The following is a 22,271-nucleotide window of genomic DNA, read 5'->3' as shown; positions in this document are numbered from 1 at the left end:
TGTATCATTGCTTATATGAAAGAGGAAATGGTAGATACGACATACGGAGATGTATTTATTAAAGTTTCCATATCTTTCATAAGAATTCCTTCATTATTTAGCTATGATAATCTATCAATATTCGACAGGACGTGTCGTTCATTTTGTTATTTAGATTGTTTTTCGGTTTTTATCGGTAAATGAAATTATACTGGTGATTTTCTAAATATATCAATTACAACTCGTTTTTTCTAATATATCGCCTGATCTACAAAGACTGACTGACAAACAAAAAAAGAATGGGGATTCCCCCATCCTTTCACACTTCGCCTTCCTTCACAAAATACACCTTCTCATAAGCGGGTCTTAATGTTGATTCCTCTTTTTTATCGACCTCTTTAAAACAAGGATTCCCTTGTTTTTTCCTACGATCTTCATATTCAGTACGTAATTTCGCTGTACGATTTTGTTGATTTTCAAAACTAGTTTTTGATATTTCTAATTTCACAGCAAAGCCATTTATAAATCTAATAATAAGATTTCCATCTTCTAATTCTTTATTACTTTCAATATAAAAATGAGACAACCAAGCGCACTCTTTTCTAGAGTAAGAATAGGTAGGGAAAAAATAAAGTTGATCTGCTGGACTAATCGCAATCGGTGCTTTATGTGTAATATGAGTTAACTCTTTCGTTCCTTCTTTTCTGCCTAAGAAACTAGAGCCATGCTTGCGGCAACTTCTTTCTATAATATCTAGAGGTTTTTGAAATACGAAAAAAGAATCATTCATTTCAACGACTCGCGTAACAATTTTCTTTTCACTTAGAATAACAGGAAGTAAGGCCATCGTATTTTTCGTTACAACATAATTTTCGACATAGCGTTCCACTTTACTTTCCATACTCCATTATCTCCTTTTTTCCATTTATATTAGCAGCTGCATATATAATTTTAGCATCTATGAAAAGGAAATAGCTTACAAGTTCCGCTTTTTTACAATTTTTTATCATTTATCAAACATTTGTTAAACAATAAAATCACAATATAGAAATTAATTAATTTTAAAGTTATAAAAACAGCATTTATACTACCTATAAATATTTATTATCCATTCCTCATTTCACATCATTACAACAACTAACTTTGCTATAATTAAAATGTAAATCCAATATATGGAGGGCCACTATGGAAGAAAAAGAGATTCAACCATCGATTCAAATGAAAAATAGTAGCGTCATTATCGTGAAAAACTCAGCTAGTATTATATTCGGTTTATTTTTCATTCTGCTATTCTTTGCCAAACCGTTTCGTAAATCAAAATGTCCAGAATGTAAAAAACGTGAGAAGAAAAAATCAGGGCAAGAACAATAAAAGGCCTTCCTTTATGGAATGCCTTTTTACATTCGTAGTATCATTTTATTTATTCTTCTTCCCCCTAAAAAACGACTATATTTTCTTCCAAGGTTCTCTACATCTTTTTTGATTTGTAATATGATCCTTATATAAAACATGAGAAAGAGTATTTGTACTTGTTATCCGCTTTTAATTTTTATTAAAAAATTCAAATTTGCACATCTTTATCCATCACTAACAATTCGTTAATTAGTTAACTTTGTAATATAAGTTTTGTATATAATGTCATTCAAAAACACAATATATATAAGTAGCTATTTATAATTACATTGCTTTTTATCGAATTCTAAAAAGGAGTTGTATACTATGGATAAAGAAAATCCATTAAATCAGCAGGTTAATAGCATTCCCTCAGATGCTCTGAATACCCCTAGTAAGGAACAAGAACAACTGTTAGAAACATCATCTCAAAACGTACAAAATTCCAACAACAACGCTAACAAAAAAGATGTTACTCAAGGTCTATCTGGAAAAGATTTCCCCATTTCAACAGAGAATACAAATTTATAGTTATTTACTATCATACGCAGCAAATGCTCTTGCTGAACTAATTCTTCTACAGAAACTAATACGCATTCTAGATAATTTTTTACCAGTTGTAACATCGAAAAAGAGATTTAGATATAAAAACAGGCTCTAAAAAAACTTTCTCCACAACAAAAAAAGGATGGCATTAGCCATCCTTTTTTCCATCATCAACTATAAAATTATAGTTTGATTACGTTTTTAGCTTGAGGTCCACGGTTACCGTCTTCGATTTCGAAGCTAACTTTTTGACCTTCTTCTAAAGATTTGAAACCGTCAGTTTCGATTGCTGAGAAGTGTACGAATACGTCGTTTTCGCCTGGAACTTCGATGAAACCGAAACCTTTTTCGTTGTTAAACCATTTTACTTGTCCTGTTACTGCCATAATTATTTCCTCCTAAGAAAATACAAATTTTAAATTTTTTAGTCTTCCTGTCTAAAAAAAGAATCCACACATTATCAAATACGAAACATAAACTAGTTCTCACATACTTTTTCTCGTTCGTTTTCAGCACTTGATAACATATGGATTGCTTAATTTAACTATTCAACTGACATCATCATAGCACATTAAAATAAAATGTACAATCTTTTTCGAAAATAGAATTTCTAATTTTTAGTATTTCTTATAAAATATAATTATCTCTATTCTAAATAAGGAGGAGTTTATGACCAATAAAATTCCTAAAAAAACATTAAAAAGAATTGAAGAGGATATTGAAAATAATAATCTTGGAAAAGCAAGAGATAGATTGCATGGCCTCATCTTTACATACCCAAATGAATTACATCTTCGAAAACAACTCGGAGATATTTATTATAAATTACAATATCCAGAAATGGCTGGACGTTACTGGTATCTAGAAGAGCATAAAACAGGTATTATGCATGAATCATGTTTATTATTTGAAAAATCAATGGGAAATAGTCCTCATCATATTGCACGTGCTTTAAAGTTTAAAGGCGATTCTAACCATATAAAAGGTTTGTATAAAGATCAACCTTTATCTTCAGTGCAGAAGAAAGTAGCAGAGGAGTTAATTTATGAGTATAAAGAAACATGGAAAGATAAGCTAGTTCCTTTTGGCTGTCTAGCATTGCTTGCTTCCCTTCTCTTTTCTGCCGTTGTTGGTCTATTCACTATTTGGAATTGGATTTTTTAATCACAGGGGGAATTTTCACATGTCAAACTACGCTAAAGAAGAAAGGCTAACAGGGGGAAACGTCTCAAGCGTATATCGTTCTGAAAATACTGTTCGGCGAGAGTTAAAGCCAGACAGTGAAAAGATTCATAAGCTATTGCAACATTTAGAAAACAAAGGATTTCATTATGCTCCAAAGTTTTTAGGTGTAGATGAAAAGGATAGAGAGATTTTATCCTTTATTGAAGGAGAAGCTGGCAATTATCCTTTAAAAGAATATATGCGATCTAATGATGTATTAAAAGAAATAGCAAAGATGCTCCGCCTTTACCATGATGCTGTAAGTGATTTTCCGTTATTAGCTGATTGGAAACCGATGGATCATACTCCAAATAACATTGAGGTTTTATGTCACAATGATTTTGCCATATATAACATTATTTTTAATAATAAGAAGCCAGTAGGGATTATTGATTTCGATGTTGCTGCTCCTGGTCCAAGACTATGGGATATCGCTTATACACTCTATACTTGTGTGCCTTTAAGTAGAGTGTATTATACTGAATCCGGTGAAGCCGTTCATTATGACTCATCGCAACATGCAGATCGTATTAAAGAGAGAGTGAATTTGTTCGTTCAGTCCTATGATAAAAATATGGATGAAGATTACTTAGGAATGGTGTTGCTTCGATTAGAAGGGTTATGTACATATATGAAACGAAAAGCTCAAGAAGGCGACTTGAATTTCCAAAGAATGATCGATGAAGGACATCTAGAGCATTATGAGAAAGATATGAAGTTTATTCGTGATCATAGGGCTGAGTGGAGTTGATTTAGTAATAAAGAAAAGTTAGTATCGTTTTTTGCCGACAACTCAATCTCTCTTTTCGAATCGTTTAGAAAATAACAAGGGGCACCTTTCAAAAAGGTGCCCCTTCCTTTTATTTCGTAAACTGTGCTTCTTCCGTAGATCCTTTTAACGCTGTCGTTGATGAAGTTCCGCCTGTAATCACTTGTGCCACTTCATCAAAGTAACCTGTTCCTACTTCGCGTTGATGACGTGTTGCAGAGTAGCCATGTTTTTCAGCTGCGAATTCTGCTTGTTGTAGTTCAGAGTATGCTGCCATGCCGCGCTCTTTATAGCCACGTGCTAGTTCAAACATACCGTAATTTAATGAATGGAATCCAGCAAGTGTTACGAATTGGAACTTGTAACCGTAAGATGCGATTTCCTTTTGGAAGCTTGCAATTGTTTTTTCATCTAGTTTTTGTTTCCAGTTGAATGAAGGTGAGCAGTTATATGCAAGTAGCTTCCCTGGATGCTCCTTATGAATTGCGTCCGCAAATCGTTTTGCATCTTCTAAATTTGGTTCTGACGTTTCACACCAAACGAGGTCTGCGTACGGTGCATACGCTAAACCGCGCGCAATTGCTTGATCAAGACCTGCATTCGTACGGTAAAATCCTTCTGGTGTTCTTTCTCCTGTAATAAATGCTTTATCAACAGGATCAATATCGCTCGTAATTAAATCAGCTGCATCCGCATCTGTTCTTGCAACGATAATTGTCGGCACTCCCATTACATCTGCTGCAAGGCGTGCAGAAATTAAATTGCGTACTGCTGTTTGCGTTGGTAGTAGTACTTTTCCGCCTAAATGGCCACATTTTTTCTCTGAAGATAATTGATCTTCAAAATGCACGCCTGATGCACCTGCTTCAATCATACCTTTCATCAGTTCGAATACATTTAATTGCCCACCAAATCCAGCTTCTGCATCTGCTACAATCGGTACGAAATAGTCTGTATCATCGCTTCCTTCCATATGCTGAATTTGATCCGCACGTTGAAGCGTTTGATTAATTCGTTTTACTACAGCAGGTACGCTGTTCGCTGGATATAAACTTTGGTCTGGATACATATGCCCAGAAAGGTTTGCATCAGCTGCTACTTGCCAACCACTTAAGTAAATCGCTTTTAACCCAGCTTTTACTTGTTGCATCGCTTGGTTTCCTGTTAATGCGCCAAGTGCGTTAATATAGTCTTCTGTATGAAGCGATGTCCAAAGCTTCTCAGCACCACGACGCGCTAACGTATGTTCAATATCAATTGACCCGCGCAGGCGAATTACATCTTCTGCCGAATATGGACGTGTGATCCCTTTCCAACGCTCATCTAATTCCCAGCTTTCTTGTAACTTCTCGATTCTTTCGTTTTTCATTTGTTCCATCCCCTTTTCATTTTTTATAAAATTTCATAACCCGGTAATGTTAAAAATGGTACGAATTCATCATTTCGAACGAGATTTGTAAACAACGTTGTCGCCTCTTGGAATCTCCCTTTCTTAAAGGCTTCCTTACCAATCTCTCTTTCTATTTTTGCTAATTCTTCTTCTTTTAATTCTTCCATTAATTCAAGCGTAATATTACGACCATCATTTAGTTTTCCACCTTCATGACGAATCCATTGCCATACTTGTGCTCTTGAAATTTCAGCTGTTGCCGCATCTTCCATTAAGTTATAAATGGGTGCTGCTCCCCGTCCGCTTAACCAAGATGCAATATATTGAATACCTACGCTAATATTCATGCGAAGGCCCTCTTCTGTAATCGTTCCCACCGGTACCTCTAGTAAATCGTTTTCTGTTACACATATTTCTTCACGTCTTCTAAAAATTTGATTTGGTGTTTTCATAATGTGATTAAACACTTCCATTGCAACCGGTACAAGTCCAGGGTGGGCAACCCAAGTCCCGTCATGACCGTCTAAAGCTTCGCGTTCCTTATCAGCACGCACTTTTTCAAAAGCTGCTTCATTTGCTTCTGGATTATTTTTAATCGGAATTTGTGCCGCCATTCCTCCAATTGCTGGTGCATTACGGCGGTGACATGTTTGAATTACTTTCAAAGAATACGAACGCATAAATGGCGCCGTCATCGTGACTTGTGCTCTATCTGGTAGTAAGAATTTATTATGATTACGGAAACTCTTTAAAAAGCTAAAAATATAATCCCATCTTCCGCAGTTTAAGCCAGCAGAATGATCTTTTAGCTCATACAAAATTTCATCCATTTCAAACGAAGCGTGAATCGTTTCCAGTAACACAGTTGCTTTAATCGTTCCATTTGGAATGCCGATATATTTTTGAGCAAATACGAATACATCATTCCATAATCTCGCTTCTAAATAACTTTCCATTTTCGGTAAGTAAAAGTATGGGCCGCTCCCTTTTGCTAAAAGAGCTTTCGCATTATGGAAAAAGTACAAGCCGAAGTCTACTAAGCTACCCGACATATTTTTCCCATCAACTTGCATATGCTTTTCCTCTAAATGCCATCCTCTTGGACGTACAATGAGTACAGCTGTTTTCTCATTTAATCTATATTCTTTCCCTTTATCATTTTCATGTGAAATCGTTCCCTTTACTGCATCTCGTAAATTGATTTGGCCTTCCACTGCATTTTCCCAAGTTGGTGAATTCGAATCTTCAAAATCCGCCATAAAAAGATGCGCTCCTGAATTTAAAGCGTTAATGACCATCTTTCTATCTACCGGTCCAGTAATCTCTACACGGCGATCCTCTAAGTCTTTTGGCAGCTTGGCAATTGTCCAATCCGCTTCACGTATGTGTTTTGTTTCTTCTAGAAACTTCGGAAACTCCCCTGCATCAATTCTCTTTTGTTTTTCTACACGTTTTTGTAAAAGTTCTATGCGGCGCTCATTAAAATTCTCATGTAGTTCCTTCAAAAAACTAAGCACCTCAGGTGTCAATATTTCGCTGTACGCTGGTAACATTTCTCCAACGAGTGTAACCCGTGAAGTTTGCGTCGACATATTAGCATCCCCTTCTTAAACTGTTTTATAACAGATTTGATTTCATGTTTTATATTATATAACAAATCTTCAGAAAAGGAAGTTTTTTTTGAAAATTCATTTCGTTTTTTTTCAAAACGCCATTCTTTCGCGCTTTATTTCATACAAAAAAGGCCGCTGTTATACAACAACGACCTTTTTGTATTATTTTTGAATTTCACTTTGACTAGTTAAACTTTATTACTGCCCTTGTTCCATATCATGCAATATTGCTCTATGTAAAAACTGTGCGTATTGTTCTCTCGTTACCTTCATAGACGGACCGAATTTACCTTCTCCGATTCCCATTGTAATACCATTTGTTTGTACTGCACTAATTGCATTCGTTGCCCATGAATTTGCTGAAACATCATTAAAGTTATGAGATCCCTTTGCCTGTAGGTCAAAAGCATTCGTAAGAACTTGTGCCATTTCCGCACGCGTTAACGTCGCCTTCGGTCTAAAGTTTCCATTCTCGTCTCCCTGGAAAATTCCGATTTCCGTTAGAGCCAATATCTCCTCGATAAAGCTTGTTGAATTTTCATCGATATCTCCATATGGGTTTTCATATTCATCTTGTTCTTCCATATCAAACACACGGTAAATTAAAGCTGCAACTTGCTCACGTGTTACATTATCCCCAAAACCGAATATTCCATCGCCATATCCCAAAATTATTTCTTGTTCCGCTAATTCATGAATTGCCTCATATGCCCAATGTCCTTTTGGTACATCTTTAAATACAATTGTATTTGCTTTTTGCAACGGTGCACTTTCCGCTTTTACACTATTACTCTCTGCTGAGAATAACACCCCACCCATAATTGTTAATGCTGTAGCTGTTTTTAATAATTTTTTGCTCATCAAATTATCTCCCCAATATGTATATGTTTTTTTAAAAATATACAGAATAAATGGTATAGTGACAATATATTTTCCGACACATTTCGTGACGGTTTTGTGAATCATATTACACATCATGTCTTTTTCATCGGGTTGATTATAAAGCTTGTTTATAACCATAAAAATACATAAATACGAATAATAATTCTTTTTTAAACAAACAAAAAAGCACAAATTTTTCTATTTGTGCTTTCATATTTCACTCTACTTCCAATCCTCTTTCAAATGATAATTAATAATCGCATTATTAATAAACTGAGCATATTGTTCTCTAGGTACAGGGCGATTTAATTCATACATGCCATTCCCAGTTCCTCTCACAACATTATTAGATTGTAACGCACTAATTGCATCTTCTGCCCAGTGACCTTTTGGAATATCTTTAAATGTATGTTTTTGTTTCGTTTCAAAATTAAATGCTCGTTTTAAAATGACAGCCATTTCCGCTCTAGAGATTGGTGCTTTCGGCCTAAAATCCCCTTGGCCATCCCCTGTAAAAACACCACGTTTTGTTAACGCTAAAATTTCCTTTTTAAAAGTGGTTGTACTATCAGAAACATCTTTATATGGATTCGCTACTGGCCCTTCTTCTTTTATCTCAAGTGTTCTGTAAATAGTCCCAGCTACTTGTTCACGTGTTATAAGATCGCCAACACCATACTTCCCGTTTCCATACCCTAATATAATTTTATGATACGCTAAATCCATAATAGCATCATATGCCCAAAATCCGTATGGAACATCTTCAAACACAATCATTTGTGGATACTCTTCCGCTTTTACAGGTGTCACATTCGCCCCTGCAAATATACCTCCTGCCATTGTCGCAATCATCATTACACCCAATATTTTTTTCTTCATTATCCTCTCTCCCTATTTCATTCAAATAAAATGAACTTCATTGTTTCAGGAGTACTATTTTTTTTGTGAATGTAAGATAAAATGCAAATCTTCTAGAAGAAATATTCCCACTACCTTTCTGCTTTATACCCCCTTCTTTCTTTTTCAAAAAGGAAGTTGTCACATCTAAGGTGTTATATACTAAAACATTCTACAATCTCTTTATAAACTCCTTTTCACTTTATAACTTCCCTTTATTGGCACCTAAAGGAGATGCCTAATGGAGATTACTATATTCATGGTTTATATTTCAGAGGTAGCATCCCCCTTCACTGATAACTCGCTTTCGCTGAATTTTGAGGTGGGGGTCTTACTGCCCAGCAAATAACGGGATAAAAAAATCATCCTTTTTTCTTAAAAGAGGATGATTTTTTTATATTTATTAACACTCAAATATGCTACTACTTTTGAAGAGTAAATTGGGCAACTATTTGTTTTAATTTTCCTGCTGCGTTATGCATATGTTCAATTGAAACCGAAATCTCTTGAACAGATTTTTCTTGCTGTTGAATAGACTCTTTTACCCTATCAGTTCGGTCAGATGATCTTTGGGAAATTTGAGCCATGTCTTCTGCAGAAGCCGAGATTTCCTCACTACTCGCTGCAATTTCATCTGTAGACATAGATACCGTTTGAATTTGCTCAGATACTTGCTGTACTTTTTCTGTAATTGTTCCAAATACTTTTTCTGTATGCATTACTACTTGTGTACCTGCCTGTACCTCATTATCTACTTTCCCCATCATATGTACCGTATGGTTCGTTGTTCCCATAACTTGAGTAATAAGATTCTCAATTTGTTTTGCAGAATCACTAGATTGTTCTGCTAATTTCCGCACTTCATCTGCCACAATTGCAAATCCTCTACCACTTTCACCAGCACGTGCAGCCTCAATTGCGGCGTTTAATGCTAATAAGTTAATCTGGGAGGTAATACCTTGCATAACATCAATGATTTTAACAATTTCTTCTGATTGTTCTTTCATAGTCTCTACTTGTTTCACACCGCTATGTACCGAATTTTGGATTGTATCCATCTGTTGAATCATTTGTTTCATTAATTTGTTACCACTCTCTGCATCTAATGCTGATTGAGCAGATAATTCATTTACAGAGGATGATGTATTGACTATACTCTGCATTCCTTGCGTCAACTCTTCCATCGCACCCGCAGTTTGTTCCATTGCTTGCATTTGACTCTCTGCACCATTTGCAACTTCTTCAATATCCATAGTGATTTTCTTCGCTGCACTACTAGATACTTCTGATGCAGATACTACTCCGTCTGCATGTTGGAATAAAAGCTGAATATTATTCTCTACTTCTTGCATATTTGTTCTTAGCCCTGCAATCATCTCGTTAAAATTACTTACTAATACACCTAATTCATCCTTAGCAGTATAATCACCATGTACGGTTAAATCTCCTTCTTTCGCTCTTTCCATCATACGACTAACCGTTTGTAAAGGAGCAACTATGAGCTTGCTAATAATATAACTTACTATACATATAACGATTGTAGTAACTACTACAAGAATGATAAAGGTAATAACGGAACGATCAATCATTTTTTGAGAATCTTTAAATACTTGGTCAGCTAAATTTGAAACATACGATTCTAGATCCACTGCATAACCAGCTAACTCTATTCCCTTCGGTTTTAATTCCTTCTGAAATTCATTTACCATTTGTGGCTCATTTGTTGCCTTCGCCTTTTCAAATAATTTTTTATATGTATCTTTATAACTTGGCAAAGATTTCTTCATCTTCTGAAATAGTTCATCCTCTTGCTTACTTAAATTAAAACCATCATCATATTCTTTTAATAAAGAATCATATTTTTTAAGATCCTTTTCAATATTATCAATTATCCCCTCTTTATTTGCCACTTCATTTTGTGATGCCGTAATTAATTCTAGTAAGTTATATTCTAATGAATTTTGTGTACGAAGCATTCCTTCTAATAAAATTGCAGAATATTGATAATCATCTACTACAACCTCTGTATCGTGCTTAATCTTATTAATAGAATTAATTGCTACACTGCTCATAATTACCATACCTAAAACTGCTAATGAAATAAGCGCTAATAATTTATATTTCACTTTTAAATTTTGTAAAAAATACATTTTTCCACCTTTATTCCTTTATATATAGATTTTTAGAATTTTATAGCTTATTATTTACAAAATCGTAATAAAAAGCAATGATAAATATTCCCAATATGAAACTTATATCTCTATAAAAAAAGAAGTAGCTATCATGCTACTCCTTTTTGCTTTGTTTCTCATATTGTTCAAACGTATGAATTCTTTCAAAAATTGGTGGGTGCGTGTATAAGAAAAATTTTACTAACGCAGGCGGATTTACTTGGCTTAAACTTGTTTTTGATAAATATTGAAAAGTTTTCACACCAGATTTCCCATCCTTCGTCATATTTAAAGCATATTGATCTGCCGCTCTTTCTTCTATACGTGAAACGTAGTTTGTTGCTGGTTGTGCTGCAAAAGAGAGGACAGAAGAAATTAAGAAAAATAAAGGTAAAATGGAGAAACATGCCACTTTTGAAATTTGCAATGTATCTCCCCATTTGCGAATACACATATTTATAATACGACTAATTAAAAACATACCTATAAACGATAGCAATACATAACTTGCAACGCCAAAATATATATGTTTCATAACATAATGCCCCATTTCATGGGCCATTATAAATAAAATCTCTTTATCTTTTAACTGCTTAAGTGTTGTATCCCACATTACAATACGGGCGTTAGGGCCAATTCCTGTTACGTAAGCATTTAATGCATTCGTTTTTTCTGACATATTTACTTCATATACGTGTTTAGCAGGAATGTCCGCTTTGTCTGCTATCGCTAAAATTTTCGTTTCTAATTCTTTATTTTTCAGCGTCGAGAAGTCGTTATACAGTGGATCAATAACGACAGGCTGTATGAATGTTAAAAAGATTGTAAATGGAACAGAGAGCGCCCATCCTGCGAGCCACCATCTCTTCGGAAATTTACGGATAAGCCATAATAGAACGGTAACTACGATTAACATAGTCGCATAACTTTCCCAAAAACCGATAACATGATCTTTTATCCAGCTTTGTGTACTTTGTGTTGAAATGCCGTAATCAACGGACACTTTCCGGCCAATCCATTGCATCGGTAAGGCAAGCACTGTTGTCAGTAATGATAAATAAAAGAAATAAATCGCAACTTGCAAAACACTTATTTTAGTCGTTTCCTTCGACCATTTCTCAAACTTTCTTGAAATACCTAGCACAAGTACAAATAATAAAATAATCCATTCAAGAGGCGTCGCTAAAAAGTATAGTAAATTTTTCACGCGCGAATAATCTTGGCTTAGCGTAAGCTCTCTCGTACTCATAAACGTTTCTGGATCTGCACTCGTTCCCTTATACATGTCCGGAATAAGTTCATGATTCCATCCAAATAAATACCAATATATAAGTAACGCAAATCCAACGTACAAAAAAAGCGACCAACCGATAACCTTCTTCACGCTATTCCCTCCTCTATGCTGCCTGTCTATTATTATTGTAAGTTCGTACACGCTAAATTAGAACAAGCTTATTATGTGAATTGCTCTGGATCTTTTTATTTACATAAAAAAACTCTTCTACATAAGAAGAGTTTTACCTATCTTTACACACTTTCTTCGGTTCACAATCCGTACACTTACAAACCAACACGTACCCTACTTCCTTTTTAGATAAAATAAAAAGCCTCTTTAAGGAAGTACATCTATTAATAAACTAAAATCTTGTAAAGAGAAAGAACTATATTTCATAATACCCTGTACGGCTAAAAGTAAAACAAGACCGATCACACACATATAGTTAACGCTTTCTTCATTCTTTTTTTCAGTAACGACTCCACCACTTATACATAAAATCCCTAGCAAATGGAGCGCTAAATACATGAAAAAATAAGCTTCCTCCCAGCGCAAAATAACATTCACTGTCGTTATTAACACTAGACTAAGTAAAATCAAATAAAAAAACTTATTTGATGATATCGTTTCATTCATATAATTTTATACATCCCTTTCAAATTTCGAATTAATGATGTTTCAAAGCTATAAAGTAAATGATTGTTTTTATACCATAAAACAAAAGGAAAGCCACCATTACTTTCTCGAATACTTTATGAATCCACATATACTTCTCTTCATTCTTTTTGAAGATGCGCTTCATCATTTCTTCTACAATTAGACCAAATATTAGTAAAACCCCGAACACAATAAGAAGAGAAATAATATTTTCTTTTAAATGAGTACTAGAAAATAAGTAATACTCTGGAAACACAATCGTATCTACTACAGGTTGAAGCCAATGCCAAACGCTTTTATCACACATATCTGTAATAGACGTAGAATGTATAATGTCTTTTAATATTTTTTCAACCGTCTTCTTCATCTTATTTACTCCCGACTACATCTGAAAAGCTCTTTTCCTGCTCTGCATATATAACCGGCACTTCTTTACTCCAATACTTGCGATTAACAAATAAAAAGATAAGTACTAAGTTTAATCCTGTTATAAAAATAATAAGTCCAGGAAAGAATGTCGTATAATTTGAGAAATCGGCAAAACTAATAATTTTTTCTCTACTTATTAGAAAAGACGCACCTATTACAAATGCATTGTTTAACATATGTATTGCAATTGGCATGAGTAAACTTTTCGTACGAATATATACGATTGACAATACGATGCTGAATATGGCTGCACCGAGGAAATCAACATGTAACAACGCAAACAATATTGCTACAACGATGGTCGCTATGCTCGTTCCCCATTTTGTTGCAAAACGTTGAAGTAAAAATCCGCGAAAAACAAATTCCCCGATAATTGGTGCGATGAATACGACCCTAATGACTTGAGATACATATCCCCCAGTACTATCTACAATTGGTTCATGCAGGGCGTTCATAATAAAGTCCGGTGTAATCCATGCAAAACTATACATATACAAAATAAGATACCCGTAACTAAACATGCATAACATAACCGTAATGTATAAAACTTGTACCAAGTTAAATGTTTCATTTTTATTAACAAATAATGAAAATGAAATGTGGTGCTTTCTATACTCATAAGAAATCCATACCATCGGAAGGATATAGAATATAAGGATATTTATAAAAGAAGAATTTTGTATATGAAATATACTTGTTAGCAAATCGCCACTACTTCTCGCTATTAAAATTAATAGTGCAAATACAATTAAAAAATATCTAGCTCGCATCACTTGAAACGGGTTCACACTCATCTCCTCCCCTATGTTACTTTTATCATATCATTTGATTCTTAATTTTTTGCGAAAGAAAACCTTAAAATTCCCTTAAAAATTCCATAAGTTACAAAATGATGATATGATATTCGAGAAAATTAGGAGGGATATTTATGTACCAAGCAAATATTTTACTCGTTGATGATGAAACAGCAATTTTACAATTACTAACTACCATTCTTGAAAAAGAAGGCTTTTCTCATATTACAACTGCAACATCAGCTGAAATGGCTTTATCTCTAACTAAGCAAAACAATTACGATTTAATTATTTTAGATGTAATGCTTCCTGGACAATCTGGTTTTGATATTTGTCCAATCATTCGCCAACAAACAGATTGTCCAATTTTCTTCCTATCAGCAAAAGCATCTGATTTAGATAAAATATCCGGATTTTCATACGGTGCAGATGATTATATTACGAAACCATTTAATCCATTAGAAGTAGTAGCACGTATGAAAGCACAGCTTCGGAGACATATGAAACAAACCGTACCACACGAACAAAAATCACACTCGATTTCATTTGGAAGATTTGAAATTGATCAGCACTCTGCAGAACTAACAGTAGATGGGCACATTGTCGAATGCTCCGCTCAACTCTTTCAACTACTACTCTTCTTTTGCGAGAATCCGAACTACGTATTTTCGAAAGAGGAAATATACGAAAAAGTTTGGGGAGCACCTGCCTATAATGGCGATGACAACACTGTTATGGTCCACATTCGAAAACTACGTGAAAAAATTGAACATGATCCAAGTAAACCAGAATATATAAAAACCGTTCGCGGGCTTGGTTATAAGTTCGTTACAAAGTAGGGTGACGATATGAATTTTAATAAACGACTTATTATTCAATTTATCATGCAACACGTTTTTGTTTTAGTTACATTACTTATCGCTGTAGTTGCTGCTTTTACTTATTTAATTTTTCTTCTTACTAGTACTTTATACGAACCTAACATTCCGGATTCTGATAGTTTTACAATTTCAAGATACATCTCTTCAGAGGATGGGCATATTTCGTTACAATCTGAAGTGCAAGATTTAATAAAGGAGAAAAATGATTGGCTCCAAGTTGTAGATGAAAACGGAAAGATCCTCTACCACTTTAATACACCAAATGATGTTCCGGATGCTTATACGAAGACATCTTTAGTCGCATATATACAACATCATATCGAAAGCAATTATAAATTTACATATTGGGAAATTGAATTAGAAGAAAAGAAAGCACTTGTTATTTATGGTGGTATGTTAAAAAGCAATGCGTTACTGACAGCAATTCAAAAGGAGCATTCCTCTTTAACGATGGATTCGTTCGCATTAACAGACCAAGAAAAACAGTTACTATCTAAAGAAAAAGCAACACTTCAAATATTTAATCAAAATGGCGAAGAGGTTTTTTCCTATCCAACTGGAAAGAAAAAAACATTTTCAGCAATACAAATTGCCCTTAATGAAAAAGAACCGTGGAATCATAAAGAAAACACGTCTAGCTTTTACGATGCAAATAGTGGCAACCTTCTCGTTGTAACTGCAAAAAATGAGCACTACTATCCAGATGACGAAATTGAAGATGTATTTACTAAGAAGTTTCTCATCGGATGCGGATTAATCCTTCTTATCGTATTTGTTTATTTAGTCATTCTTTCTATTTGGTACGGTAATAAATTCGGAAAACCGTTATTACATGCGATGCGCTGGCTAAAAAATATCGCTGGTGGAAAGTATGAAGAACCTATTAGTAAAAAAGGAAAACCTGTCAGGTTCCGGCGATCTGGTAAAGAAAAATGGTCATTCCGTTTGTTTAGAGATGTAACAAGTTCACTAGAACACCTTTCTATTACACTCAAAAAAAATGATGCGATGAGGCAAGTCCTCCAGCAAACACGAGAAGAATGGATTACCGGTCTAACACACGACTTAAAAACACCACTTAGCTCTATATATGGCTACGCATTATTACTCGAATCGAATCAATATAACTGGACTGATCGTGATATTCAGCAATTTGGTAGTGTTATGAAAGAGAAATCTCAATATATGACGACATTAATTGATGATTTAAGCTTAACGTATCAATTAAAAAATAACAGCCTTCCTGCCCAACACGTAAACGTTGAAATCAATCAGTTCGTCCAAAAAGTATTATTGCAATTTATTAATAATCCAACACTTCAAAATCAAAATATTGAATTCGTACCGAGCTCAAATAAAATTCAATATTTCATTGAAGAAAAATGGTTCCAGCGTATTATCGAAAACTTACTAGTAAACGCGGTAAAACATAATAACGAAACAACTACTGTCATCGTAAAATTATCACAAAACGCTAATTCCTTTACACTCTCCATTTCAGATGACGGAAAAGGAATGGATGAAAAAACGAAAGAACTTCTATTTGAACGATATTACCGCGGAACAAACACAGAAGAAAGCAACATCGGAACTGGACTTGGCCTAGCCATTACAAAACAGCTCGTTCATGCTCATAACGGGACAATTTCCGTTGATAGTGCACTCGGAAAAGGAACGACGATTATTCTTGTGTTTCCGTTTCGTTCGTAGGAAAGACGCTATGTGGCGTCTTTTTTTCTTTTCTGGGAGAGTTTTGCGGTAATTGAAATTATGCAGATCGTTTTTTTGGGGTGTTTTAGCGGTATATGAAATTATATCAGCGATTTTTTGAATATATCAGCGCAACTCGAATTATATCAGCGATTTCCGAAATATATCGGCGCAATTCAAAATATATCAGCGATTTTCTAGATATATCGACTTACCGACAAAAATCGACAATACTAACCTACTTCCTCTACTACTATACAAAGTAAAAATAACCCTTCATAACTCACTATGAAAGGTCACTCCATATTTCAGCTATTTCCCTACTAACACAAACACATTCTCATCAGGTGCTTCCATTACTGCAACATGTCCTGATTCTGTTGGAAATGGTTCGCGAATCCACTTTACATCTTTATTATCTTTTAAACTCTCATACGTTTGTTGTACATCTTCTACTAATACTTCGACTTCCGTAAAATTAATATCCGGATGATTGCTTATTACTAACTCCGAACTTTTCTCATCTGGAAATTTCAATCCTATTAACGTCCAAATAGCTCCTTCTTCTAGTTCTCTTTCTATCATCCAGTTTTGCTTCATTCCCATTTCTTTATAGAAAGAAACTGATTTTTCTATATCTTTCGTATGTATAGATACACATTCTAGTTTTTTGAACATTTTCCCATTTCTCCTTTTATGAAAAAGCGAACCATCTCCCAATGATTCGCTCTTACCCTATTATTTTTTCTTCACCGGTATCCAAAGCTCTACTTGTGCAAACTCACTCTTATCTTCGTGGCAACGCTCATCGTACAGTTCAAACTCTGTAACTCCGCAATGTTCATACCCTGAATGCGGGAACCATTCTGAGAATACTGCATTCCACGTTTGGTGAATAGACGATACCATTTCTTCATGAGGAACTTTCGGCGTTGTAAATACAGCATATGTCGCTGCAGGGAAAGTACGCTTTGCAATTTCATTTGGTACATTTTCAAAGTCTGTAACTTCCATTCCAATAATATAAGTGAAGTCCCCTGTTTCTAAATTAAAATCAGTACATAATCCAAGCTCTACCCATTGGCTCGTATCTTTACGATTCGGAATCGTTGTTCCAAGATCTTTTTGTAAATATTCTTGCCAAAATGCTGGGATGTCTTGATGGTTCTTCCCCTCTTTACTTGTCGTCTTCAGTTCATAACCTGCCATTAAAAATTCTGGTTTATTTACAATACGATATTCCATTTGTATGCCTCCTAAATACGGATTTAATTTTCTTTGCTTTACATTCACGCTGTAATACATCGGTGTTTCAATTTCTTGTTTTCGATATTCACTCGGTGTCATTTGAAATAATTTCTTAAAGGCTCTCGTGAACGTTTCGTGAGATTGAAAGCCATGCTCAAATGCGATATCAATAACTTTTTCATCCGTATGAGAAAGTTGATAAGCTGCCCGGGCTAACCTCCGCTTTCGAACATACTCCATTACTGTATCACCTACTAATGCCTGAAATACACGATGAAAATGCGACTCAGAAAAACCTGCAATACGTGCTAAATTACGCAGCGTCTGTTTTTCCATTACATCTTCCTCAATATAATCAATTGACCTTTGAATTTGTGTTTCATAGCTTTCCATCTCTGTTCACCCGCCTTATATGTATTATGATAAAAGAGAATCCTATCCAATTCTTGACGTTTTTTACTATAATTCCATAAAAAATTGTAACTTTTTTATATGTATTTCGTTGTTATGTATGAAGGGAGGGAAATGTAGTGAAACGCAAACAATCATTAGAAGACATTTACTCCGAGCATATGCAAGATTTATTTCGCTATCTTCTCTCCCTAACCGGAGATTCCCACTATGCGGAAGATCTCATGCAAGAAACCTTTTACCGAATGCTCGTCCATATTGACTATTATAAAGGAGAAGAAATTAGGCCGTGGTTATTTACAATTGCCTACAATGCCTTTATCGATTGGTATCGTAAAGAAAAGAAATATAAAAAAACAGAAGTTGCAGAATTCCATTTACCAAACGTTCCAAGTACAGAACATGCATATTTCGTAAAATTTGAGATTGCTAGTTGGTTAGAAAGTGTATCCATTCTTCCGCTCGAAAGACGAAATGCCCTGCTACTACGAGATTACTATGGATTCTCCTATAAGGAAATAGCAGAAATGACTGGTCTCTCATTAGCGAAAGTGAAAATTGAATTACACAGGGGACGAAAAGAAATAAAAAGCATAAAGGAGTGATACAGATGGGCTGTGCAGAATTTAAAAAACTATGGAAGAAGTATGAAAATGGAACGCTCACGCATGATGAACAAGAACTGTTAGAAAGTCATATTGAGTCATGTGAAGAGTGTGAAGCTTACTTAGATGAGCTGTTAACAAAAACAGAACCAATTAAGAAAAAGTTACCTCCAAAAGATCTTAAAATTCCTTTTTGGAGAATTAAGTGGAAACATCGTTTACAAACGTTTGGTTTTATATTATCAATTTGCATCGTTATCTATATAATCGGCGGGGTATTATCAGCCTTTTATTTTCAAGCTAATAATGATAAAAGGCTAAAAGAAATTAGAGAGGTTCCTTCTCTGGCACTTGAAGCAACTATTCCAAATAGCCGCGTTATGGGAGGCGGAACAAGTGTAGAAGCTTTTTTCCGTACGAATAGTCAATTTGATTTAGTAAGAACCGTCGGTAAAAAAGAAATGCCCCTCGGTACAATAGAAACAAAAAGCTTCTTATCATCTGTAGATATCACGAAGCAAACTTGGATGAATCCGTTCTATCAACCAAAACTCTTCTTTGTTCATCCAAAAACAGAGCAGGGTGATTATTTAAAGGATTCATCAAAAAAAGTATGGGATACACTTGCAAAAGTACATGATGGAACCGTTGCAGAAGTAGCAATTTCTTTTGATAAAGCTTACACTTTAAAAGAATTAGAACCGCTTTTATATAGCATATTCGAGGCACAAAAACTCCCTCCAACTCCTGTATGGTACGCTTTAGATACAGGACAAGAAAGAAAAAATGTAGATGACTATATCCTACATGGCGGAGAAGCTATAGGATTTCCAGAACATGTAAGATTCCTCGATAATGAAACTGACGGGCAGAAAACGCAAGAAGACAAAGTAACCGAAATGATGCGCGTCCTTTCTATCCATAAAAAAACAGTAAGCAAAATAGCAGCGCTTTCTGAGAAAGAACTAAACTTAGATAAACGTTATCAATATGTAAAGGATAACGGTGTAAAAGTATACGGAATTGTTATTACTGGCCCATCGAAAGAGTTATTAAAATTACAAAACTCCCCGCACGTACGTTATGCGACTCTTGGAGATATTGAGATTTGGAATTGGTTTGATCATTAATAAAAAAGAAGTAGCGCTCTAAAAAAGATGCGCTACTTCTTTTTTATTCCGAAATCAATTTCACATACATCCCTCTCACCGCTTTTTCATAAGCAATATCACTCATCTGTCTTATGTTTTCTGACACAACAGACGACTGAACGATTTTTCCTTCACGAAGTAACGGCGGATCAATAAGACGCACTTTATTTTTCTGATGTAAATCATAATCGTTTCTATCTTCTTTTACTTTTACATTTCGATGAACTTTGCTTAATAAAGCTTCTACTTCGGGGTCATTACATTGTTGCAATTTCGAAATAAGCTCCTCATCTTCAAGAAGAAAATCATCTGCATGAATAATCCTTTTATGAAGAGCTACCTTTAACGTTTTCGCTAACATATCATTTCCGTAAATATTCATTGGTTCCATAAAGAAATCGATTACTTCCTTGTAATACGTTTCTGTAAACCATTCTGCCATTTCGACACTTTGAACAACCATTTTCCCATCTACAGCGATGACATCTTCTAAAAAACTGTGAACTTCTTCTAAAGAAACATACCCATATGTATACATATCTCGTAATGTATAATCCACTCTGTCTGCGCATAATTCTGGTGCTGACCTTTCGAGTAACGTCCATTTCGAATCATCTAACAAAATATCTTCATAGTTATAACCATACTTCGCAAGAATCGCTGGAATTTCTGAGTTTTTCACAACAGAACTAAATATCTCTTCATGATAACTTTCATCTTCATTATCAAAAACGTAATCAATCACATGGGAAAAAGCAGTATGCGATACGTCATGCAGTAAACTAGCAATCTGTTCTTTTACTGAACCACCTAATTTTTTAACTAATAACATAACACCAACTGAATGATCAAAGCGCGTTACATTCCATTTCTCGTTCATTAAGTAACTTGCGCCATTTTGATGAATACCTTTTAGCCTTTGCATAGACTTACTTGAAATTAATTCTTCTACTACTTGATCCACTTCAAATTCTCCGTATAGTACATCTGATATGATCACTTACAATCCCCCTTTATTTTAATCGAGTCTTATAATCTTATCTCTTTTATGAAATTAGCACCAACATAAATATTTATTGTTATTTGTTTTTATAAAAAAAAATAGAGAGCCATCAGCTCTCTATTTCATAACCCCTATTCAAATGTAACTTCTACCTGCACAATCTCCGACCTACTACCAAGTCTAAGCGGTGGTCCCCAAAACCCAAATCCAGAAGAAACAATTGCGTGGAACGCGCCTTTTTGTGCGTATCCCCAGTCTAGCTCGTACATTCTTCTCGTTACAATATGATTGGGCGCCATTTGTCCGCGGTGCGTATGACCGGATAATAATAAATCTACACCTGCCGCTGCTGCTTGTTTCAACTCAAATGGCTGGTGATCCATTGCGATAACAGGCATCGATTTATCTACCGTACTCATTAATTGTTCAAAGCTTTGACGATCTCGCTCTGTTTTATCTCTTCTTCCAACGAGATAAAAGTCATCTTCAATTGTAATTACTTCATCTAAAAGAATACGAATATCAATCTTATCCATCTCTTGTAAAAACTCTGGAACCGCTCTACCGTAGTATTCATGGTTCCCTAAAACACCATATACGCCTAATGGTGCTTTCATTTGTTTCATGATTGGTCCCATATTCTTTTGAATGAACACACCTGGATGATCATCGATAATATCACCTGGTAGCAAAATAATATCGGGCTCCATCTCATTTACATGACGAACAAGTCTTTTTAAATGCGAAACGCCAGACAGTTTACCGAAATGCATATCAGAAGCCATCGCAATGCGTAAACTTTTACGTCCCTCTACTTTTTTCGGTATGTGCACCTCGTACTTTCTAACTACTGGGCTATATGCGTTGAATACTCCGTATGCAAAAATAAAGATAAACGCAAGTAACACGGCCGTTCCTGTCCAAATAATTGCCGCTTCTTTCTCTACTGAAAACTGTAAAAGAAAGACCATAATATTAGCTAATGGCAACAGCATAAGCGCATATTGTATAACCGCAAACCAAATCGAACCTATCGTTCGCAGAAATGGCAAAAACTTAAACACTTGCACGAGAATGTACGCATATGAAATAAATGCAACTATAAAAGCATAATATCCCCAAGATTCCCAACCAAATACCGCATGAAGCCAAACCCAGCCGTTCCAGCCAATGTAAAACATAAGTAGTGTGTATATAATTAATATCGTAAATATATTGAGATAACGAAGATTCTTCACAGCCA

The 22,271-nt window shown here is 34.9% G+C and carries 23 protein-coding genes and 1 pseudogene; 8 read left to right on the top strand and 16 right to left on the bottom strand.

Going from position 1 to position 22,271, the window contains the following annotated elements; genetic code table 11:
• Positions 1-298: 298 nt before the first annotated feature.
• Entirely contained in the window at positions 299-880 is a 582-nt protein-coding gene (locus tag HFD78_RS01660; protein ID WP_000444439.1) for a competence protein ComK, read from the bottom strand.
• A gap of 284 nt (positions 881-1,164) precedes the next feature.
• Between HFD78_RS01660 and HFD78_RS01655 the strand changes: the two genes are divergently transcribed.
• Entirely contained in the window at positions 1,165-1,350 is a 186-nt protein-coding gene (locus HFD78_RS01655; RefSeq protein ID WP_000391373.1) for a hypothetical protein, read from the top strand.
• Positions 1,351-1,698: 348 nt separating this feature from the next.
• Positions 1,699-1,902, top strand: a complete 204-nt coding sequence (locus HFD78_RS01650) for a hypothetical protein (protein WP_000356922.1) — start codon at positions 1,699-1,701, stop codon at positions 1,900-1,902.
• A gap of 197 nt (positions 1,903-2,099) precedes the next feature.
• Here HFD78_RS01650 and cspA read toward each other — a convergent pair whose 3' ends face one another.
• Positions 2,100-2,303, bottom strand: a complete 204-nt coding sequence (gene cspA, locus HFD78_RS01645; protein WP_000301518.1) for an RNA chaperone/antiterminator CspA — start codon at positions 2,301-2,303, stop codon at positions 2,100-2,102.
• A gap of 283 nt (positions 2,304-2,586) precedes the next feature.
• Here cspA and HFD78_RS01640 point away from each other — a divergent pair, with 283 nt between their 5' ends.
• Positions 2,587-3,081, top strand: a complete 495-nt coding sequence (locus tag HFD78_RS01640; RefSeq protein ID WP_000182386.1) for a DUF6584 family protein — start codon at positions 2,587-2,589, stop codon at positions 3,079-3,081.
• A gap of 19 nt (positions 3,082-3,100) precedes the next feature.
• Positions 3,101-3,892, top strand: a complete 792-nt coding sequence (locus HFD78_RS01635; RefSeq protein ID WP_000073788.1) for a phosphotransferase — start codon at positions 3,101-3,103, stop codon at positions 3,890-3,892.
• 109 nt (positions 3,893-4,001) lie between these two features.
• Here the strand turns inward: HFD78_RS01635 and aceA are convergent, their stop codons facing one another.
• The 10 genes and pseudogenes from aceA to HFD78_RS01590 all read right to left on the bottom strand — a co-directional run bounded on the left by aceA (position 4,002) and on the right by HFD78_RS01590 (position 14,013).
• Positions 4,002-5,279: an isocitrate lyase gene (gene aceA / locus HFD78_RS01630; RefSeq protein WP_000787346.1), complete on the bottom strand. Its 1,278-nt coding sequence runs from the start codon at positions 5,277-5,279 to the stop codon at positions 4,002-4,004.
• Positions 5,280-5,302: 23 nt separating this feature from the next.
• Positions 5,303-6,892: a malate synthase A gene (aceB, locus tag HFD78_RS01625; protein ID WP_000107349.1), complete on the bottom strand. Its 1,590-nt coding sequence runs from the start codon at positions 6,890-6,892 to the stop codon at positions 5,303-5,305.
• A gap of 219 nt (positions 6,893-7,111) precedes the next feature.
• Complete coding sequence (locus HFD78_RS01620) at positions 7,112-7,879, bottom strand: S-layer homology domain-containing protein (protein WP_114159535.1); 768 nt, start codon at positions 7,877-7,879, stop codon at positions 7,112-7,114.
• Positions 7,880-8,017: 138 nt separating this feature from the next.
• Positions 8,018-8,674: an S-layer homology domain-containing protein gene (locus tag HFD78_RS01615; protein ID WP_000727094.1), complete on the bottom strand. Its 657-nt coding sequence runs from the start codon at positions 8,672-8,674 to the stop codon at positions 8,018-8,020.
• Positions 8,675-9,114: 440 nt separating this feature from the next.
• Positions 9,115-9,906: a methyl-accepting chemotaxis protein gene (locus HFD78_RS30050; protein WP_404978265.1), complete on the bottom strand. Its 792-nt coding sequence runs from the start codon at positions 9,904-9,906 to the stop codon at positions 9,115-9,117.
• A gap of 156 nt (positions 9,907-10,062) precedes the next feature.
• Positions 10,063-10,842: pseudogene (locus HFD78_RS30045) on the bottom strand (MCP four helix bundle domain-containing protein); the annotation flags it as partial.
• 136 nt (positions 10,843-10,978) lie between these two features.
• The gene (locus HFD78_RS01605; RefSeq protein WP_000755729.1) at positions 10,979-12,247 is read right to left on the bottom strand and encodes a M48 family metallopeptidase; all 1,269 of its coding nucleotides are present in this window, start codon (positions 12,245-12,247) and stop codon (positions 10,979-10,981) included.
• Between the two features lie 228 nt (positions 12,248-12,475).
• Positions 12,476-12,775 carry a DUF2101 family protein gene (locus tag HFD78_RS01600; RefSeq protein WP_001006050.1) on the bottom strand — a complete coding sequence of 100 codons (300 nt, stop codon included), beginning with the start codon at positions 12,773-12,775 and terminating at the stop codon, positions 12,476-12,478.
• Positions 12,776-12,806: 31 nt separating this feature from the next.
• Positions 12,807-13,163, bottom strand: coding sequence for a hypothetical protein (locus HFD78_RS01595; RefSeq protein WP_000754346.1), 357 nt, complete (start codon positions 13,161-13,163; stop codon positions 12,807-12,809).
• Between the two features lies 1 nt (position 13,164).
• Entirely contained in the window at positions 13,165-14,013 is an 849-nt protein-coding gene (locus tag HFD78_RS01590) for a CPBP family intramembrane glutamic endopeptidase (RefSeq protein WP_001067984.1), read from the bottom strand.
• 140 nt (positions 14,014-14,153) lie between these two features.
• Between HFD78_RS01590 and HFD78_RS01585 the strand changes: the two genes are divergently transcribed.
• Together HFD78_RS01585 and HFD78_RS01580 are read left to right on the top strand one after the other, a co-directional pair.
• On the top strand, positions 14,154-14,858 hold the full coding sequence (locus HFD78_RS01585; protein ID WP_000283871.1) for a response regulator transcription factor: 705 nt from the start codon (positions 14,154-14,156) through the stop codon (positions 14,856-14,858).
• Positions 14,859-14,867: 9 nt separating this feature from the next.
• A complete protein-coding gene (locus HFD78_RS01580) occupies positions 14,868-16,610 on the top strand; it encodes a sensor histidine kinase (protein ID WP_001010440.1) in 1,743 nt (580 codons plus the stop codon).
• Positions 16,611-16,922: 312 nt separating this feature from the next.
• Here the strand turns inward: HFD78_RS01580 and HFD78_RS01575 are convergent, their stop codons facing one another.
• Together HFD78_RS01575 and HFD78_RS01570 are read right to left on the bottom strand one after the other, a co-directional pair.
• Positions 16,923-17,288 carry a VOC family protein gene (locus tag HFD78_RS01575; protein ID WP_000473637.1) on the bottom strand — a complete coding sequence of 122 codons (366 nt, stop codon included), beginning with the start codon at positions 17,286-17,288 and terminating at the stop codon, positions 16,923-16,925.
• Between the two features lie 60 nt (positions 17,289-17,348).
• The gene (locus HFD78_RS01570) at positions 17,349-18,251 is read right to left on the bottom strand and encodes an AraC family transcriptional regulator (protein ID WP_000446843.1); all 903 of its coding nucleotides are present in this window, start codon (positions 18,249-18,251) and stop codon (positions 17,349-17,351) included.
• 137 nt (positions 18,252-18,388) lie between these two features.
• Between HFD78_RS01570 and HFD78_RS01565 the strand changes: the two genes are divergently transcribed.
• Positions 18,389-18,874, top strand: coding sequence for an RNA polymerase sigma factor (locus tag HFD78_RS01565; RefSeq protein ID WP_191968052.1), 486 nt, complete (start codon positions 18,389-18,391; stop codon positions 18,872-18,874).
• Between the two features lie 5 nt (positions 18,875-18,879).
• Positions 18,880-20,004 (top strand): anti-sigma factor, encoded by a 1,125-nt coding sequence (locus HFD78_RS01560; protein WP_000501656.1) that lies wholly within the window; start codon positions 18,880-18,882, stop codon positions 20,002-20,004.
• A gap of 43 nt (positions 20,005-20,047) precedes the next feature.
• Here HFD78_RS01560 and HFD78_RS01555 read toward each other — a convergent pair whose 3' ends face one another.
• Positions 20,048-21,025, bottom strand: coding sequence for an HD domain-containing protein (locus tag HFD78_RS01555; protein WP_000587072.1), 978 nt, complete (start codon positions 21,023-21,025; stop codon positions 20,048-20,050).
• 134 nt (positions 21,026-21,159) lie between these two features.
• The gene (locus HFD78_RS01550; RefSeq protein ID WP_000793739.1) at positions 21,160-22,266 is read right to left on the bottom strand and encodes a metallophosphoesterase; all 1,107 of its coding nucleotides are present in this window, start codon (positions 22,264-22,266) and stop codon (positions 21,160-21,162) included.
• Between the last annotated feature and the right edge of the window lie 5 nt (positions 22,267-22,271).

Source organism: Bacillus sp. EKM501B (genome assembly GCF_011800505.1).
Taxonomy (GTDB): Bacteria; Bacillota; Bacilli; order Bacillales; family Bacillaceae_G; genus Bacillus_A; species Bacillus_A cereus.
This window is presented reverse-complemented; position numbering and strand designations above follow the sequence as displayed.